Annotated in this window: 18 protein-coding genes; 6 read left to right on the top strand and 12 right to left on the bottom strand. The window is 68.7% G+C overall.

Annotated features, from left to right (window positions below; all coding sequences use genetic code 11):
* Positions 1 to 78 precede the first annotated feature (78 nt).
* Positions 79 to 303, top strand: a complete 225-nt coding sequence (locus tag AC1DEY_RS03065) for a DUF3188 domain-containing protein (RefSeq protein ID WP_476866700.1) — start codon at positions 79 to 81, stop codon at positions 301 to 303.
* Here the strand turns inward: AC1DEY_RS03065 and AC1DEY_RS03060 are convergent.
* Both AC1DEY_RS03060 and AC1DEY_RS03055 read right to left on the bottom strand, forming a co-directional pair.
* The gene (locus tag AC1DEY_RS03060) at positions 293 to 1,990 is read right to left on the bottom strand and encodes a SulP family inorganic anion transporter (protein ID WP_476866699.1); all 1,698 of its coding nucleotides are present in this window, start codon (positions 1,988 to 1,990) and stop codon (positions 293 to 295) included. The genes AC1DEY_RS03065 and AC1DEY_RS03060 overlap by 11 nt on opposite strands.
* Positions 1,987 to 2,412: an ArsR/SmtB family transcription factor gene (locus AC1DEY_RS03055; RefSeq protein WP_476866698.1), complete on the bottom strand. Its 426-nt coding sequence runs from the start codon at positions 2,410 to 2,412 to the stop codon at positions 1,987 to 1,989. The genes AC1DEY_RS03060 and AC1DEY_RS03055 overlap by 4 nt, the downstream gene beginning before the upstream one ends.
* A gap of 186 nt (positions 2,413 to 2,598) precedes the next feature.
* Here AC1DEY_RS03055 and AC1DEY_RS03050 point away from each other — a divergent pair, with 186 nt between their 5' ends.
* From AC1DEY_RS03050 to AC1DEY_RS03035, 4 genes are read left to right on the top strand one after another with little or no spacing between them, the layout of a single operon-like run.
* Entirely contained in the window at positions 2,599 to 3,090 is a 492-nt protein-coding gene (locus AC1DEY_RS03050) for an FAS1-like dehydratase domain-containing protein (RefSeq protein ID WP_476866697.1), read from the top strand.
* 2 nt (positions 3,091 to 3,092) lie between these two features.
* On the top strand, positions 3,093 to 3,545 hold the full coding sequence (locus AC1DEY_RS03045; RefSeq protein ID WP_441407800.1) for a MaoC family dehydratase: 453 nt from the start codon (positions 3,093 to 3,095) through the stop codon (positions 3,543 to 3,545).
* 15 nt (positions 3,546 to 3,560) lie between these two features.
* On the top strand, positions 3,561 to 4,889 hold the full coding sequence (locus AC1DEY_RS03040; RefSeq protein ID WP_476866696.1) for an MFS transporter: 1,329 nt from the start codon (positions 3,561 to 3,563) through the stop codon (positions 4,887 to 4,889).
* 56 nt (positions 4,890 to 4,945) lie between these two features.
* Complete coding sequence (locus tag AC1DEY_RS03035; protein ID WP_476866695.1) at positions 4,946 to 6,013, top strand: UDP-N-acetylmuramate dehydrogenase; 1,068 nt, start codon at positions 4,946 to 4,948, stop codon at positions 6,011 to 6,013.
* Positions 6,014 to 6,067: 54 nt separating this feature from the next.
* Here the strand turns inward: AC1DEY_RS03035 and AC1DEY_RS03030 are convergent, their stop codons facing one another.
* Complete coding sequence (locus AC1DEY_RS03030; RefSeq protein WP_476866694.1) at positions 6,068 to 6,607, bottom strand: hypothetical protein; 540 nt, start codon at positions 6,605 to 6,607, stop codon at positions 6,068 to 6,070.
* Between the two features lie 115 nt (positions 6,608 to 6,722).
* On the opposite strand from AC1DEY_RS03030, the gene AC1DEY_RS03025 reads away from it, so the two are divergent.
* Positions 6,723 to 7,829, top strand: a complete 1,107-nt coding sequence (locus tag AC1DEY_RS03025; protein WP_476866693.1) for a winged helix DNA-binding domain-containing protein — start codon at positions 6,723 to 6,725, stop codon at positions 7,827 to 7,829.
* 14 nt (positions 7,830 to 7,843) lie between these two features.
* Here AC1DEY_RS03025 and asd read toward each other — a convergent pair whose 3' ends face one another.
* The 9 genes from asd to mshD form a co-directional block, all read right to left on the bottom strand.
* On the bottom strand, positions 7,844 to 8,986 hold the full coding sequence (gene asd / locus AC1DEY_RS03020; protein ID WP_476866692.1) for an aspartate-semialdehyde dehydrogenase: 1,143 nt from the start codon (positions 8,984 to 8,986) through the stop codon (positions 7,844 to 7,846).
* A gap of 54 nt (positions 8,987 to 9,040) precedes the next feature.
* Positions 9,041 to 9,259 carry an NF038396 family protein gene (locus AC1DEY_RS03015; protein ID WP_390203629.1) on the bottom strand — a complete coding sequence of 73 codons (219 nt, stop codon included), beginning with the start codon at positions 9,257 to 9,259 and terminating at the stop codon, positions 9,041 to 9,043.
* Positions 9,259 to 9,846, bottom strand: a complete 588-nt coding sequence (locus tag AC1DEY_RS03010) for a dihydrofolate reductase (protein WP_476866691.1) — start codon at positions 9,844 to 9,846, stop codon at positions 9,259 to 9,261. The genes AC1DEY_RS03015 and AC1DEY_RS03010 overlap by 1 nt, the downstream gene beginning before the upstream one ends.
* Positions 9,843 to 10,646: a thymidylate synthase gene (locus AC1DEY_RS03005; RefSeq protein ID WP_476866690.1), complete on the bottom strand. Its 804-nt coding sequence runs from the start codon at positions 10,644 to 10,646 to the stop codon at positions 9,843 to 9,845. The genes AC1DEY_RS03010 and AC1DEY_RS03005 overlap by 4 nt, the downstream gene beginning before the upstream one ends.
* Positions 10,647 to 10,680: 34 nt before the next feature.
* The gene (locus tag AC1DEY_RS03000) at positions 10,681 to 11,112 is read right to left on the bottom strand and encodes a GntR family transcriptional regulator (protein WP_476866689.1); all 432 of its coding nucleotides are present in this window, start codon (positions 11,110 to 11,112) and stop codon (positions 10,681 to 10,683) included.
* Positions 11,109 to 12,776, bottom strand: coding sequence for a hypothetical protein (locus AC1DEY_RS02995; protein WP_476866688.1), 1,668 nt, complete (start codon positions 12,774 to 12,776; stop codon positions 11,109 to 11,111). Before AC1DEY_RS02995 ends, AC1DEY_RS03000 begins: the two co-directional genes overlap by 4 nt.
* A 78-nt stretch (positions 12,777 to 12,854) precedes the next feature.
* Positions 12,855 to 13,832, bottom strand: coding sequence for an NUDIX hydrolase (locus AC1DEY_RS02990; protein WP_476866687.1), 978 nt, complete (start codon positions 13,830 to 13,832; stop codon positions 12,855 to 12,857).
* Between the two features lie 11 nt (positions 13,833 to 13,843).
* The gene (locus AC1DEY_RS02985; protein WP_476866686.1) at positions 13,844 to 16,108 is read right to left on the bottom strand and encodes an RNA degradosome polyphosphate kinase; all 2,265 of its coding nucleotides are present in this window, start codon (positions 16,106 to 16,108) and stop codon (positions 13,844 to 13,846) included.
* Between the two features lie 138 nt (positions 16,109 to 16,246).
* Positions 16,247 to 17,221, bottom strand: a complete 975-nt coding sequence (gene mshD, locus AC1DEY_RS02980) for a mycothiol synthase (protein WP_476866685.1) — start codon at positions 17,219 to 17,221, stop codon at positions 16,247 to 16,249.
* Positions 17,222 to 17,424 lie beyond the last annotated feature (203 nt).

The raw sequence follows: 17,424 nt of genomic DNA, 5'->3' as shown, positions 1-17,424 counted from the left end.
GTAGCGCCAGGTAGTTAGCGTGTCGCCAGGGATTTAGCGGCTCGCAGCGTTGCCGGCGCGCCCCGGTAGACTGGCACGGTGCTGAATGAATTCTGGGCCACCGCGTCAACCACCTACAAGGTGCTCGTCTTCAGTGCCATGGGCCTGATCGCCCTCGGGATCGTCCTCAACGTGGTGGGCAACACCACCGGCAACCAGGCACTGGCGCTCGCCTCGCTGCCGGTGATCGGGCTCGGCCTGATCCTGCACATCGCCGGGCTTGTGGTCCGCGGCCAGACGATCCGGAAGAACCTCAAGCGCTAGCGGTSGCGTTCCGCRGCACATGGCTSCGGGCATGTTCCACGGCGTCCGGGAGGGACGTGAACAGGTGCTTGTGATGCCGCAATGAGCGGATAACCCCCACGTTGGTCACGAGCTSCAGATGCTGCGGCTGGACCCCTTTCAACAGGACCGTGACGCCGCGCAGCTCCAGCGCGGAGATCACCTCGACGAGCATATGGGCGCCCGTAGCGTCCAGCATCCGCAGCTGGGAMAGCCGGATGATGGCCACCTGGACRTCCTTGACCTGGCTGATCTCCTGCAGGACCCGCTCCGCGGCGCCGAAGAACATGGCACCGTCCAGCCGGAAAATGGCTATGTGCTCGTCTCCCGGAACCGGCGCCCCGGGGATGTGCTCGCGCCGGACTCCGCTCAGGGACGCGAACGTCCGCAGCGYGAACACGGCAGCCGCGGCGAGTCCGATCTGGATGGCCACAATGAGGTCGAAGGTGACCGTGATGAGGGCCGTGATCACGAACACCGCGGCGTCCGCCCGGGTGGACCGGAGGATCGCCGTCACCGTGTGCCGCGAGACCATGCGGGTGGCCGTGACCATGAGGATGCCGGCCAGCGCCGCCAGGGGAATTCTGCCGACGAGTCCCGCCGCCAAGTAGATGATGGCCAGCAGCACGAGGGCGTGCACCACCGCGGAGAGTCGGGTCTTGGCCCCTGAACGGACGTTCACGGCGGTCCGGGCAATCGCGCCCGTGGCGGGCATGCCGCCGAAGAAGCCGGCAGCGATCGAAGCCAGTCCCTGGCCGGTGAGCTCCCGGTCCGGGCTGTACGGGCCGGACGGACGGCCGTCGGGACCGACCATGCCGGCGGCCACCCGGGCCGAGAGCAGGGATTCGATGGCGGCGAGCGTCGCGATGGAGATGGCGGGCATCAGCAGGCCGCCCAGTGCAGCCGGATCCACAGAAGGCATGGCGGGGGCCGGCAGGGAGTGCGGAAGTGCGCCGATCCGGGGTATGTCCAGCGCCAGCAGCTCTGCCGCCACGGTAGTGAGCAACACGGCGAWGAGGCTCGCGGGCAGGGACTTATTGAGCCTGGGCAGCACATACATCAGGGCCGCGACGGCCGCCACCACCGCGAGGGTCTGCAGCACGGTGGGCACGGTTGCCTGCGATGCGCTCTCGACGGCGGCCAGGAGTGTGTTGTGGCCCGGTATTCCCGCGGTACCGGTGGCCAGGGGAACCTGCTGGAGGAAGATGATGGCGGCAATGCCGAGCGTGAAACCCTCCACGACCGGCCAAGGGATGAACGCGACGGCSCGGCCCAGCCCGCTAGCTCCCAGAACCATGACGAGCAGCCCGGCCAGGACCGAGACCWGGGCWAKGCTGGCGACGCCGTGGGTGGCCACCACGGGGGCCAGKACCACCACCATGGCGCCTGTCGGGCCGGAAACCTGGACGTTGGATCCGCCCATGACGGCGGCGACCAATCCTGCCACCACCGCGGTGATGAGTCCGGCCTCCGCCCCGACACCGGAGCTGACCCCGAAGGCCAGCGCCAGGGGGAGCGCCACGATGCCGACCGTGATGCCGGCGAACAGGTCAGTCTTCCAGGCGGACCGCAAGAGCTCGTAATCGCGGCGGGACGGCACGAACCSKGCGAGGCGTGTCCGGAGCGTGTCAGGCGCCCCGGCCGGACTTAATGCCTGGGCCGCGCTCACGGCGCAGTGTTGTCGAGRTGGCCAGTGTTGTCGAGGTGGCCGGTGCCCTCGAGGTGGCCCTCGAGGTGGCCGGCCGGCAGCTCCTGCGCTGTCCGGAGCTGTTCGCTGGAACCGGCCAGCGTGTCCAGCAGGAAGGTCCGGGCGATCGCGAGAAGCTCTTTGATCTTGGGATGAGCCAGCCGGTAGGTCACCACATTCGCAGTCCGGACCGACGTCACCACTCCGTGCCGGCGCAGCGTCGCCAGATGCTGGGACAGATGCGAGGGCTCCAGCCCCGTCTCGGCGAGCAGGTAACTGACCGGGGCTTGCGTGTCCGGCGCGGCGGCCAGAAGCTCGAGGATCCGGATTCGGGCCGGGTGGGCCAGGGCCTTGAACAGGTTGGCCTTGATTTCGTACAGGGGGGTCTGCGCGGCGGAGATCATGGCAGGAGGACACTTTCTCGYATCCGCTCGCGGTGCGGCCCGGCGGGACAGCGCCGCMCTGCGGATTRATGAATTGATGTTTTCATCATATCGCGCGAGTCAAKRCCAGTACATCAAGACCGGCCCGGGCCCGGTGCGAGTTGTCACGAAGCCGGACGGCCCGGGGCGTGGCGATAGGCTGGAACCATGACTATCAATCCGGACCTGCAGGGGCGCAGCTACCCTGCCGCAGAGGTGTATGACGTCGGCCGCGAGAAGATCCGCGAGTTCGCGCGCGCGGTCAAGGCCACCCACCCCGCCCACTTCGATGTCGCCGCCGCCGAGTCGCTCGGCCACAGCGACCTCGTGGCGCCGCCGACCTTCGCCATCATCGTCGCCCAGCGCGCCGACGCGCAGCTGATCGAGGATCCGGATTCCGGCATCGACTTCTCCCGCGTGGTCCACGCCGACCAGCGGTTCACCCACCACCGCCCCATCGTCGCCGGCGACCGGCTGGTCGCCGAGCTGCACGTCGACGGCGTCCGCGCCATGGGCGGGGGAGCCATGATCACCACCCGCTCGGAAATCTTCGCGCTTGCCCCCGGCGYCGCCMMCGGCGCTGCCGGTGAYCCAGCCGGTGTCCGCGAACCCGTCGCCACCGCCACGTCGTCCATCCTGGTCCGCGGAGAGGGACAGTAGCCATGAGCACTGCATCTTTTGCTCCCAAGTTCGCGGATCTCGCGGTGGGCCAGGACATCGGCAGCCGCAGCATCACCGTCACCCGCACCGACCTCGTCAAGTACGCGGGCGCCTCCGGTGACTTCAACCCGATCCACTGGAACGAGGCGTTCGCCACCGGCGTCGGCCTGCCGGGCGTGATCGCCCACGGCATGTTCACCATGGGCGCCGCCGTCCAGCTGGTGACCGACTGGGCTGGTGACCCCTCCGCCGTCGTGGACTTCCAGACCCGCTTCACCAAGCCGGTGCCGGTCGCTGACACCACGGGCACACCCGAGTCCGGGGCCGTGATCGAGGTCAGCGGCGCCATCGGAGCGCTCGACGCCGACGCCGGCACCGCCCGCGTGGACCTCACGGTCGTCTCGGCCGGCCAGAAGGTCCTCGTCAAGGCCCAGGCCGTCGTCAGGCTGGCCTAGCCCCATGGCGCTGCAGTGAGRCGAACGGCTGCGMGGCGARCGGCTGWGAGCAGGGATGTCTTCGTCCCGGCCGCCGAGATCACGCACTGGCGGAACGCGGTGGTGGTGGCCTACGCCGCCAGCGGCATCGCGTTTTCTACGTGGGTGTCCCGGCTGCCCGCCATACGCGACGGCCTGGACCTGACCCCGGGCACCATCGGGGTGCTCCTGCTCTGCCTGACGGCGGGGTCSTTCGTGTCCGTGTCCGCCTCGGGCCTGATTGTCCTGCGGCTMGGCTCCAAGCGCACCATCCGGATCGGCGCCATCATGGTCGGGTTCGGCCTGGTCCTGGCMGGCTTCGGCACCTCCGTGCTCGCCAACCCGGTGGCGGTCGCCGCGGGAATGGCGATCATCGGGCTGGGCACGGCCAGCTGGAACACCGCGTCCAATGTTGAGGGCGCCGCCGTGGAACGCGCCGTCCGGCGGCACATCATGCCCCGGCTGCACGGCTCCTTCAGCCTGGGAACGGTGGCAGGRGCCGGGCTGGGCGCCTGGGCTGCCGGCGCCGGAATCCCGGTCCTCTGGCACTTCGCCGCCGCCGGCCTRCTGGTGGCCGGCTCGGTGACCATCGCTGCGGCGTGGTTCCGCGCCGACATCACGCCGGTCGAGGGCGAACGGCCCTTCAAGGCATCCGGGACCGATACCTTCGAAGATCCCTCCACCGGGCCCATCCCCATCGTCCGGCAGACGGACGCGGTCCCCGAACAGCCGCTGGACAACAAACGCCAGATCGCCCAGGCCTGGCGSGACCGGCGCACRCTGCTCCTGGGCGTGCTGGTCCTCGGACTCGCCCTCGCCGAAGGCGCCGCGGGGGACTGGGTAGCCCTSGCCCTGGCGGACGGCCACGGCCARACCGACGCGGCCGGAGCCGCCGGGTACGGGCTGTTCGTCACCTTYATGACCATTGGCCGCTTCGCCGGCACCCTGGTCCTGGACCGTTAYGGCCGCGTCCCGGTGATGCGCTGGTGCGCCGCACTGGCTGTTGTGGGYCTGGGCCTGTTCGTCTTCGCYCCGGTCCCGTGGCTGGCCTACGTTGCCCTGGCCATCTGGGGRCTCGGCGCCTCGCTCGGTTTTCCGGTGGGCATGTCCGCCGCGGCCGACGATCCCGTCAAGGCCGCCGCCCGGGTCTCCGTGGTGTCCACGATCGGGTACGGAGCGTTCCTGTGCGGGCCGCCGCTGCTGGGCCTGCTGGCCGAGCACGTCGGCATCCTCCACTCGCTGCTGGCCGTCATGGTGATGCTGATCGCCAGCTTCCTGCTCTCCCCGGTGGCACGCAAACTCCCCYCGCCCGTCCGGGCGAGCTAGAGGMGTGCAGGTAGTCCCGGCTTAGCCGGGCCGATGATCCCGGCTAGGCTGGTCAGGTGACCCAGATTCAGCTCTCCGCCCTGACCACCTCCGCTGTCGGCGGGCCCGCCGGCAGCYACATCGAGGCCAACAGCGAGGCCGGGATCATCGACGCCGTGCGCACGGCGGACGCCGCCGGCCAGCCCCTGCTGATCATCGGCGGAGGCTCCAACCTRCTGGTCTCCGACGACGGGTTCCCCGGTACAGTGTTGAAGATCGCCTCGGARGGGTTCACAGTCAACGCCGAGGACTCCTGCGGCGGCGTGGCGGTGGTGGTCCAGGCCGGCCACAACTGGGACGCCTTCGTCGATCACGCCGTGAAGCACGCCTGGTCCGGCGTCGAGGCGCTCTCCGGGATCCCCGGCGCCACGGGCGCCACTCCCGTGCAGAATGTCGGCGCCTACGGAGCCGACGTGTCGCAGACCATCGCCGCGGTGCGCACCTGGGACCGGGAACGCAATGCGGTGAAAACCTTCACGAATTCCGAACTCGGGTTCGGCTACCGCGACTCCATCCTGAAGCAGACCACCGTCAACGGCTCGCCGCGCTACGTGGTGCTCACGGTGGAATTCCAGCTCCCGCTCGGCCGGATGAGCGCCCCGATCCGCTACGCCGAGCTCGCCCGGTCSCTCGGCGTCGAGCAGGGCCGGCGGGCCTACTCCAACGACGTCCGGCGCGAAGTGCTCCGGCTGAGGGCGTCCAAGGGCATGGTCTGGGATGCGAAGGACCGTGACACCTACTCCACGGGATCGTTCTTCACGAACCCGATCGTGTCCCAGGACGTCGCCGCACGGCTGCCGCAGGAGGCCCCCCGCTACCCGGGTGGGGCGGATGGGCTGACCAAGCTCTCGGCGGCCTGGCTGATCGACCAGGCCGGGTTCGCCAAGGGCTTCGGGCTGGAGCCGGGCAGCGTCTCGGGCGGCCGGGCATCGCTTTCCACCAAGCACACGCTCGCCATCACCAACCGSGGAGGGGCMAGCACCGCGGACATGCTGGCCGTCGCGCGCGAGGTGCGCCACGGCGTCGTCGAACGTTTCGGCATTGAACTGCACCCGGAACCGTTGCTGATCGGCGTCGCCCTCTAAGGGGAGCCTTCTCGGAAGGCTAGTTCTCCAGGAAAAGCGGTCCGTCAGCGGGGCCTAGCTGCCGTGGCGGGGGGTCACCTTGCTGAAAAGCATGAAGGTGAAACCGGACGCGGCGGCCCCGAGCAGGAAGACCTGGCAGAACGCCACGGACTGGACGCTGGGACCGCTCTGCAGGACCAGTCCGGCGCACGCAAACGCTATGGCGCCGGCGAGCAACACCAGCGAGCCGAGCAGGAAYGCCTGTACGGTGGCCGGAAATTCGCCCGCGTAATCGAAGTGGAGGTCCCGGCCSCGSGGGGCACCGCTTCCGCGGTTCACGTTCTCCTGCGYCAGTGTTTGAGASCGTGTTTGAGAATGTGCCTGGGACCGTGCGCGCGGCTGCAGCGCCGCGGCCATGACAAAGCTGGCCACAGACACTGCCATGCACAAGCCGGCCACCAGCTGCAGGGTACTCATCATCGGCGAAAGCCGGGTCCCGCTGGCGATGGCGACGGCGAGACCGGCAGCCATGCCGGCGGCGCTGGAGGCCCAGCCCAGCAGGGCCAGCTTCCGGCACAGGGGCCGCAGCTGCGGCCACACCTCACTCATCGTCATGCTTCAAGGGTAGGCAGGCCCGCTGGAAGACGGCTGGGAACAGCCGGGCAACAGCCCGACAACTGGCGCGCCGCCCGCCATGTGCCTCTTGCTGTGGGCGTCYTACCATGGGTCCATGGCAACAACGTCAGGCATCCGGCTGAGTCCCGGGATCATCGGCAGGCTGCGGCTGGCCTCGCAGGGGCTGCTGGGAGACGGGTTTGAGTCCGTCCCCGAAGCGGTCCGCACCATGACGGCGATGCAGGCCCAGGACCTGCAGGCCGCCCTCTGGGCTGTCGGCCAGCGCGTGCCCGGTGCCCGGGTTGGCGATGTCCGCGGGGCGCTGGACCGGGCCGAGATCGTCCGCTCGTGGCCCATGCGCGGCACCCTGCACGTGCTGGCCCCSGAAGATTTGAARTGGATGCTGTCGATTACCTCTGATCGGCTGATCCGYGGCATGGCCGGGCGCCACCGGGAGCTGGGCATTGCTGCCCGGGAYGTCGAAGCAAGCCGTGACGCGGCCCTGGAACTCGTCCARGGTGGCCGGTCGGCGACRCGCCAGCAGCTTTTCGCGGCCTTYGAGGCCGCGGGGCAATCGACGGCGGGCCAGCGCGGCATCCACCTGCTGGGGATGCTGTGCCAGCGGGCCTGGCTGGTCCAGGGACCGCTCGAGGGGAACCAGCAGCTCATCAAAGCGTTCGACGAATGGATTCCGAAATCGCGCGAACTGGACCGTGCCGAAGGCATCGCSGAACTGCTGCTGCGGTACATGCTCAGCCACGGCCCCGCCACGGAGCGGGACTTCGCCTGGTGGTCGAACACGCCGCTGACGGAGGTCCGSACCGCCCTGGCCCGGGTGAGGGACCAGCTGGTGGGGCTGGAGTTCGGGGGAGCCACCTACTGGYTGTCGCCGTCCACCGCGGCGCTGCTCGAGGACGSGGTGCCCGGGCAGCGGACCGTGCTTGCCCTGCCKGGGTTCGACGAGTTCCTGCTCGGTTACRCGGACCGGTCCCTCGTGCTGCCGCCCGAGCACGCCGAGAAGATCGTCCCGGGCGGCAACGGCATGTTYAAGAAGACCATCGTCTCCGGCGGCCAGGTGGTTGGCACCTGGGCGCGGGCGGGCRCCGGSCGGGCTGCCGCCGTCGTGCCTGAACCGTTTGACACGGTTAACGGGCTGCGGCCTGCCGCCCAAAAGTCCTTTGAGCTGCAGGCCGCGAAGTACCTAAAATTCTTAGGCGGCTGAGGATCCCGGTAATCCTAGAGATTGCCCGTGGCGATGCGGAGCATGCGCCGCAGCGGCTCGGCGGCGCCCCACAGCAGCTGGTCGCCCACCGTGAACGCGCTGATGTACTCSGGACCCATCTCCAGCTTGCGGATGCGGCCCACCGGAATGTCCAGGGTGCCGGACGCCGCCACGGGCGTGAGCTCAGCCATCGAGGCTTCCTTGGTGTTCGGCACCACACGGGCCCACTCGTTGTCCGTGGCGAGGAGCTTCTCGATCTCGGCCACCGAGAGGTCYTCGCGCAGCTTCAGCGTCAGGGCYTGGGAGTGTGAGCGCATGGCACCGATCCGGACGCACAGGCCGTCCATGATGACCCGGTTCCCSGCCGAAGTGCCRAGGATCTTGTTGGTCTCYACSCCKGCCTTCCATTCYTCCTTGGACTGGCCGTTGCCGAGGTCCGCGTCGATCCAGGGGATCAGCGAACCGGCCAGCGGAACGCCGAACTGCGTGGCGTCGACTCCGGTGCGCTGGTGCGCCAGGACCTTCCGGTCGATCTCCAGGATCGCCGACGCCGGGTCGTCCAGTTCGCTGCTGACCTCGGCGTTGAGGCTSCCGAACTGGTTCAGCAGTTCACGCATGTGGCGCGCGCCGCCGCCGGACGCCGCCTGGTAGGTCATGGAGGTGCCCCACTCGACGAGGTCGTTCTTGAACAGCCCGCCGAGTCCCATCAGCATGCAGGACACGGTGCAGTTGCCGCCGATGTAGTCCTTCACGCCGCCGGAGAGCCCGGCGTCGATGACGTCMCGGTTGATGGGGTCCAGCACGATGATGGAGTCATCATTCATGCGCAGCGTGGAGGCGGCATCGATCCAGAGGCCGTCCCAGCCGCGGCYGCGCAGTTCGCCGTGGACCTGCTTGGTGTAGTCGCCGCCCTGGGCGGTGACAATAATGGGCAGCTTCGCCAGGGTCTCGAGGTCAAAYGCGTCCTCGAGCTTGCCGGCGGCGCCCGCGGCAGCRCCGGCAACGGCGGGGGCGGCACCGCCCGCGTTCGAGGTGGAGAAGAAGACCGGGTTGATGTTGGCGAAGTCGCCCTCGTCCTGCATGCGCTGCATCAGGACGGAACCGACCATGCCGCGCCAACCGACGAGGCCGACAGACGGGGTAGCTGCTGTAGTCATGGGCCCAGTTTAGACTTCACGGGCCGYCTGRCGCAGTCGGTTACGTCACTTGCGCTAGTCGCCGCGYGGCTCTTCCAGCAGCGCGGACTTCCGCCGGCGCAGCGCGAAGACCGCCCCGAAGGTGAAGACCTGGGTCACYACCACCAGCACAATCGCGCCGATGATCTTGTTGCCGCCCAGGATCATGGTCAGTCCYACGATGGCCGAGAGCAGGGCGAGCAGGGGCAGGAGCATGTACCCCARSACAAAGAGAGTCTCGGGCTTGCGCAGCATTACTTGGCCTCCGTCCGGCGCCACATGGTGAACCGGTAGCGCGTTCCGCTGGCGGACGTGAGCCAGCCGGTGGCCGGCTCACTGGCWGCCAGCTTCCATTCGTAGGTCAGTTCGGGCGCGTAGGTGTCGCCGTCTGTTTCGGAATCGATGAACGTCACCACCGCGACGTCGGCGATGTCCAGGGTCTGCGCAAAGATTTCCCCGCCGCCGAGCACCCACACGGTCTCGTGGCCGGGAGCGAACTGGGACTCCAGCAGCGCGTCGTCGAGCGACTTCACTGCCAGYGCTCCCTCCGCCTCGGAGGTATCGCCCCAGCCTTCCTGCCTGGTGACCACAATGTTGGTGCGCTCCGGCAGCGGACGGTAYTTGTCCGGGAAGGASAGCCAGGTCTTGCGGCCCATGATCACCGGATGCCCGGTGGTCAGCCKGGTGAAGTGCTTCATGTCTTCGGGAAGGTGCCACGGCATGTCGCCGTCCTTGCCGATCACCCCGGCCGTGGTCTGCGCCCAGACCAGGCCAAGGCCGGTGGTGCCGGCAGCGATTTTCTCGGTGAAGGCCATGGGATCCATGGCGTCGTCGGTGCTCATACGGCTATCGGGGCCTTAATCGTSGGRTGGTGCTGGTAGCCGACCACYTCGAAGTCCTCGAGGGTGTAGTCGAAGATGGAGTCCGGCTTGCGGGTGATSTTCAGCTGSGGGTAYTCGTAGGGTTCGCGGGCGAGCTGCTTGAGGACCTGGTCCATGTGGTTGTCATAGATGTGGACATCCCCGCCKGTCCAGACGAATTCGCCCGGTTCCAGCCCGGTCTGCTGCGCGATCATGCGCGTCAGCAGGGCGTAGGAGGCGATGTTGAACGGCACTCCCAGAAAGGTGTCCGCCGAGCGCTGGTACAGCTGGCAGGAGAGTTTGCCGTCCGCCACGTAGAACTGGAAGAACGCRTGGCACGGGGGCAGCGCCATGTCCTTGAGCTCGGAGACGTTCCAGGCCGAGACGATGTGCCGGCGCGAGTCCGGGTTGGACTTCAGGTTCTCGATGAGTTCGGCGATCTGGTCGATGTGGCCGCCGTCGGGCGTGGGCCAGGAACGCCACTGCACCCCGTACACGGGACCGAGYTCGCCGTCGGCGTCGGCCCATTCGTCCCAGATCGTSACGCCTTGGTCCTGCATCCAYTTGACGTTCGTGTCGCCMCGCAGGAACCACAGCAGCTCCACGGCCACGGACTTGAAGTGCACCCGCTTRGTGGTGATCAGCGGGAAGCTTTTGCTCAGGTCGAAACGGAGCTGGCGGCCGAAAACGCTGATGGTGCCGGTGCCGGTGCGGTCCGATTTGTGCGTGCCGTGTTCAAGGACGTCGCGCAGGAGGTCTTCATAGGGCGTAGGAATGCTCACGGTTCCAGTCTACTGAGTAGTCGCTGGCTCTCCCTTATCCGTCTTGCTGGCTGAGCTGAGCGCGCAGGACCGCCAGCAGGGCAGCGTCGTCCAGTCCTGCTGCGCGGCCGWCMGCAATGTAGCGGTCGACGGCGGCGATCACCTCCGCGGGAGCCGCCTGTGCGTCCGCTTGCCCCGCCGGGGTTTCCGGGACTGCCGCGGTTGCGGGGACTGGCCGGGCAGTTGTCCCCGCGACCACTGTGCCGTTGCGCCGCCGGGTCTCGACCAGTCCCGCCAGTTCGAGCTCCTTGTAGGCCCGGGCCACGGTCCCGGCCGCCAAACCCAAGTCCGAGGCCAGGCTGCGGACGGTCGGCAGCCTGGTTCCCGGTGCCAGCGTCCCGGCSGTGATCAGGGAAGCGATCTGCGCCCGGATCTGCTCGAAGGGCGGAACGGGGGAGCGCAGGTCGACGGAGAGCCCCGCCGTCACGTGGCGGGTTCCTTGTCCGGCCGCGGAGCTGGCGTGGGCCGGTCCCGGGCCAGCATGCGGACGGGRATCACGGCGATGACCACGGCRACGCCGCCCAGGACGGAGCCGGCCAGGGTCGCCGGCCACCAGAATCCGGCGGCCGGCGGGACGCCAGCACCGAAGGCGTCCGGCCCCAGCACCGCCGCCCACACCTGGCTTTGGGTGAGCAGCAGGACCGCGGCCTGGGCGGTGAGGGCAGCCGCGAGGGTCCGCACCACCCTGTGGACAGTGATGGCGCGCAGGGCCGTGTCCACCCCCGCGGGAAGGCCGGGCACCCCCTGCCGGCGCCGGGCAACAAGGAGTGCAGGCACCGAAGCGGCCGCTGTGCCGGCCATGAACAGGGCGGCCGGAACCCAGTCCCGCTCCTCGGCCGGGAGTGCGGACCCCGCGGCGGTGACACCTAGGACGGCCAGGAAGACCAGCAGGGCCAGGACAGCCGTGGTCAGCAGGGCGGGGCTCACCGCTTGCCGGGGCCAGCGGCGCGGCGCTTCCGGACTTCCGTAGTTGCGCTGCAGGAGCAGCTCACCGCCGGTGATGGCCAACAGCACCGCGCTGGCCATCAGGGCCACGACTACCGCGAGGCCCAGGCTGGCGGGCGCCATGACCACAGGGGTGAGGAAGATGCCGGCCACGAGCGGCAGGGCAGCCGCGAGGCCAAGGAGTGCTCCGAGCGAGGCGATCAGCCGTACCGCCGGGTGCCGGGGKCCGGCGGCGAGCCCGGCTTCGGGCCKGTTCCGCACGCCCAGGCCGGCAGCCGCGAGCCGAGGGGGCCGCCACCACCACATGACCAGGAGGACCGCGGTTGCCGCGATGCCGGCGTAGTTCGTCCACGACGTCAGCCCCTGGGACGGATCGGGACGGGCGGCGAAGTTCCCCGCGATGACGGCAAGCCCGGCAGCCACTGTGGACACCGTGCGCAGCAGCCGGTTCATCGCGATGCTCCGCAGCACKGCGTTGTCGGCGGCGTCGAGGGACTCCAGCTGGCGGCGGCGGGCAATCAGCCACAAGACCAGCCACGTGCCGACGGCCAGCACCARCAGGGCGCCCCCGAGCCAGGCGGCCTCTTCCGGTCCGGGGATGCGGCCCTCACCGCCGCCGCTGTTGTAGCTGTAATCACCGTGGTTGATGGTCGAGGGGGCGACGGCCGCGAATCCGGGCAGCGTGGCGGCCCGGGCGATGGCCGCCGCGGCCGAGACGAAGATCGCAGCCGTGGTCACTGCCAGCCGGCGGGGAAGGAAATCCCGGATCCGCCGCACCGACAGCACGGCCTGGCGCCGCATTCGCCGCGGACCCGGGTAACTGACCTGGCCCAGGGCGTGCACGGCCAGGCAGCCCAGGACCGGCCATCCCAGTGCGGGGATAATCGCCTCGGCGCTCACGACGGCGCTCACCCCAGCACTGCTGGCCGACGGGTTGGCCGGGATGATGCCCAGGGTCATGGCGCCCTGGAGGGAGCTCGCCAGCCAGCCGATCACGCCTACCCACAGCCCGTGCTCGGACACGCTCTGTGCCGTCGTTCCCGTCCCGGGGGCCCAGATCACCCACCGCAGCACGGCATAGACCAGCAGYGCCGCGATCGCCGGACCCAGCAGCAGCATGGGCGGAACGTAGAACTGGACCGGCATGAAATCCCCCAAGATTCAGCAGTTATGTATCAAGCTTTTGATACAAACTAGTGGCTTGGGACTTCGAGGGTCAAGGTGTCAGTCGTCGAAGGGCTTGAACCGCTCCACGGCAACCACCTTGTTCTTGKTGCCGCGCGCCACATGGCAGACCACGATCTCGCCAGGCGCGAGATAGGGGTCCGAGGAYGGCAGCAGATCCCGCAGGCGGGAGCTCATGTGCTTGCCCAGCTGCTTCAGCACGGTGGGCAGTGCCGGGCGGTGCGTGCACACGGCCACGGCCCGCTGCTTGTCGAACAACGCCTCGACGACGGCSGCCGTCTTGTGCGGGCTGCGGCCGTGCCGGTGCTCGGTCAGGGCCTCGTTGAGCTTCACCTTCGCGTCGGCCGCCTTGGCGTACGGTGCGATGGTGGCCACGCACCGCAGCCACGGGCTTGAAACGATCCGCGCGGGCTTCCACGCCTGCAGGAGCCGCCCCACCGCCTGGGCCTGCCGGGCTCCGGTGGCCGCGAGTGGGCGGTCACCTTCGGCCTTCGTCCACGAGGAGCGCGGTTTGGCCTTCGCATGGCGCACGATCAGCAGCGGCCAGGTTGCCAGTTCGCCGCGGTCGTGGGCGTTCACCAGGTGCTGCAGCGGTTCGATGTCGCCGGGGTTGCTCAGGAGGCGGGCGGCCTTCTCGGGCGGGCACCACATGACGCTGTCGACTTCCGTGCCGTCCGGCACCAAGGCGGCGCCATCGACGTCGACCGCCCAGTAGTGGACCACCTTCARACCAGCCGGCACGTGGTAATGGATGGGCGGAAGCGGGATYCCCAAGGGAGCGGTGAGGCCGATCTCCTCCTCCACCTCGCGGACGGCGCACTCCGGGATGGTYTCGCCGGCGTCGATTTTTCCCTTCGGCCAGGACCAGTCGTCATACCGCGGGCGGTGGATCAGCAGGACCTCGAGCTGGTCCTTGTTGGCCGAATTGAGCCGCCAAGGGATGGCGCCCGCTGCCGTAACGGCAATYTCTTCGTCCGGACGGTCGGTCTGATCCTCTACCAGTGCATCGCTGCTCACACTCACGGTCCCTACCGCAGGGTGGTCGAGCGCTGACGCGAACGGGAGGCGAGCAGCCAGGACTGGACGTCCTGGAGGTTCCCGCCATCTTCTGCCAGGTGATGGCGGGTCCATTCGCCCTGCTTGTCCAGGTGCCAGCTGGCGGTTTCCGGAACCATGTAGCGGTCCARCAARTCCAGGACATAGCTMGTGTCATTGCCRCTCGCCAGCTGCACCAGGGCCTCCACCCGGCGGTCGAGGTTGCGGTGCATCATGTCGGCCGAGCCGATGTACACCACCGGGTCGCCGGCGTTGGCGAAGGCGAACACGCGCGAGTGCTCMAGGAAGCGGCCCAGCACGGAGCGGACCGTGATGTTCTCGCTGAGGCCGGGAACWCCGGGRCGCAGGGAGCAGATGCCGCGGACAATGACGTCCACCCGCACTCCGGCCTGGGACGCACGGTACAGGGAATCGATGATGGCCTCGTCCACCATGGAATTGACCTTGATCTGGACGCGGGCGGCGATGCCGGCCTTGGCGTTCCGGATCTCGGTTTCGATCCTGTCGATCAGYCCGGACCGGACCGAGCGCGGCGCCACGAGCAGCCTCTTGAACGTGGACTTCGGCGCGTAGCCGGAGAGCTGGTTGAACAGCTTGGAGAGGTCCTCGCCCACTTGCTCGTTKGCGGTCAGCAGGCCCAGGTCCTCGTAGTAGCGGGCCGTGCGGGGGTGGTAGTTGCCGGTGCCGATGTGGCAGTAGCGGCGCAGGCCRTCCACTTCCTGGCGGACCACGAGGGAGAGCTTGCAGTGGGTCTTCAGGCCCACGATGCCGTACACCACGTGKACGCCGGCCTGTTCCAGTTTCCGGGCCCAGGAGATGTTGGCCTGCTCGTCGAAGCGGGCCTTGATCTCCACGAGGGCCAGGACCTGCTTGCCGGCCTCGGCGGCGTCGATCAGCGCATCGACAATCGGGGAATCCCCGGACGTGCGGTAGAGGGTCTGCTTGATGGCCTGGACCTTCGGGTCCGCGGCCGCCTGTTCCAGGAACGCCTGGACGGAGGTGGAGAAGGAGTCATACGGGTGGTGCAGGAGGATGTCCCGGCGCCGCATGGCGGCAAAGACGTTGGCCGCCTTGGAGGTTTCCGATTCGTTSAGGTACCGGGAGGTGTGCGGGACGTGCTTCGGGTAGTGCAGGTCTGCCCGGTCGATCCCGGCAATCACCGACAGGCCGCGCAGGTCCAGCGGRGCCGGAACGGAGTAGACCTCGGATTCCTCGACGCCGAGCTCGCGGATCAGCAGGGCGCGGATGTTCGGGTTGATGTCGTTGGTGACCTCAAGCCGGACGGGCGGGCCGAACCGGCGGCGCAGGAGTTCCTTCTCCAGYGCCTGCAGGAGGTTCTCGGCGTCGTCCTCTTCGACCTCGACGTCCTCGTTGCGGGTCACGCGGAAAATGTGGTGCTCCAGGACCTCCATGCCGGCGAACAGCTGGTCCAGGTGCACGGCGATCACTTCTTCGAGCGCGATGAACCGTGCCACCCGTCCGGCGACGGAGCCGGCGCGGGCGCCGTCGATGGAGATCAGGCGCGGCAGCTGGTCCGGGACCTTGACRCGGGCGAAGAGCTCCTTGTCGCTGACCGGGTTGCGGACCACCACGGCCAGGTTCAGGGACAGCCCCGAAATGTAGGGGAACGGGTGGGCCGGGTCCACCGCCAGCGGGGTCAGGATCGGGAAGACCTTCTCCGCGAACATGGCGCTGAGCTGGTCCTTGGCCTGCGAGTCCAGCTCCTCCCAGTGCATGAGGTGGATGTGCTCGTAGGCCAGCGCCGGGCGGATCTGCTCGGCGTAGACCCGGGCGTGGCGCTGCTGGAGCCGGTGGGCCTCCTCGCCGATYTGCTCCAAAACCTGCATGGGGCTCAGCCCGGCSGGGGAGGGSACCGCGAGGCCGGTGGCGATGCGCCGCTTCAGCCCGGCCACCCGGACCATGAAGAACTCATCCAGGTTGGAAGCGAAGATGGACAGGAAGCTGACGCGCTCCAACAGGTACAGGTTGGGGTCCTCGGCSAGTTCCAGGACCCGGGCGTTGAAGGAAAGCCAGCTGAGCTCCCGGTCCAGGAACCGGTCGGGGCTGATGTCGCCTTCCGGTTCCAGGTTCGGCGCGAACTCCGGAATGTCGATCCGGTCCTGGGTGGCGCGTGAGGCCGGCACYTCGGAGGAGCCAAAGCGGGCTCGTACCGGACGCGCCCCCTTTTCCGACGTAGCTGGTTCAGACGTGGATGTCCGGGCAGTATCCCGTGGCATGGTGTCTCCTCAATGCTGGCGCGATGTAGGTTCAACCTTACAAGCAATCGTGGCCAGATGACCCCAGATTGCGGCCCGGGCRGGACGGTCATCCGCCGACTTGACTAACGGCCGTCGAAGGGGTCCCGCGGCGGCYGGTCAGTGCTGCTGCGGCAGCGGCGCGTACATCACGTCGACATCCCAGCGGGTGAATCCGAGCCGSCGGTAGAGGGCCACWGCGGGGGCGTTGTCRGCATCGACGTARAGCATGACGGCGCGSAGGCCGAGGCCYTGRAGGTGCGTKATTCCGGCGACGGTGAGCGCCTTGCCCAGCCCGGAGCCCTGGGCCTCCGGGGTTACGCCCACCACATAGACCTCGCCGATCGCGGGGTGATCGCCRTGCCGGGGGTGCACCTTGGTCCAGTGGAACCCCAGGAGCCGGTCCGCCRSGTCCACGGCCAGCAGGAARCCTGCCGGATCAAACCAYGCTTCGGCCATCCGGGCGTCCAGGTCGGCGCGCGTCATGTTGCCCTGCTCCGGGTGGTGGGCGAAGGCGGCCCTGTTGGCGGCCAGCCAGGCGTCCTCGTCCCGGCCGGGCTCGAAGGCGCGGAGCCGCACGCCCTCCGGGAGCCGGACCTCCGGCAACGCCGCCGCGGCCGTCATCAGCCGCATCTTCCAGAGTTCGCGGACGGCKCCGTAGCCGTAGCGGGCCGCRAGGTCYGCGGCGGCCTCATGGTTTCCGTGGGACCAGGCCTTCAGGCCGGCGAAGCCGCGGACGCTCTGCAGTTCGCCCACCAGGCGGTCGCCSACGCCCTGGTTGCGGTAGCTGGGGTGGACGGCGACTTCCAGGACGCCYGTGCCGTCGGGTTCTTCGATCACGACGGCGACGCCGGCCAGGTCCTGCGCGGTCGCCGGATCCRGCTGGTCGTCSGGGGCGTACAGGGCGAGGGCCAGCACCGAATGCTCGCCCGCGTCGGCGGCGCGCAAYGTGACAAGGGTTTGTTCGGACAGCGGCGGATTGCCGTCGGACTCTTCTGCCGCAGCCACAAGGGCGGCGACGTCCCGCAGCAGCCTGCTGTCCACGGTTCCTTTGACGGCGAGTACGGGCCAGTTTTCCGGGTGCGCAGGGCTCATGGTGCAAGGGTATCGGGTTGGGGCAAGGCTATCCGGTGCCCGGGTGTCAGCGGCCGATTTTGTTGAACTCCGGGCGTCGGCGTATAGTCGATATCTCGTCCGGCGTTGAGCCAGATGCGAGGGGGATCCACCACTGGGGTGGCCTCGATACGTTCGACCCGTATGTCCTCCACCAATAAACAGCAGCACTGAATACCGCAGCA

This window comes from Arthrobacter sp. 05T47 (assembly GCF_056395825.1).
Note: the sequence above shows the minus strand (reverse complement) of the source record. Positions and strands in the feature narration are given on the sequence as shown.

What these genes read in the sequence shown, in the direction of transcription:
- AC1DEY_RS03045 (WP_441407800.1), top strand. Translation starts at nt 3,093, where the DNA reads ATGAGCACTGCATCTTTTGCTCCCAAGTTCGCGGATCTCGCGGTGGGC.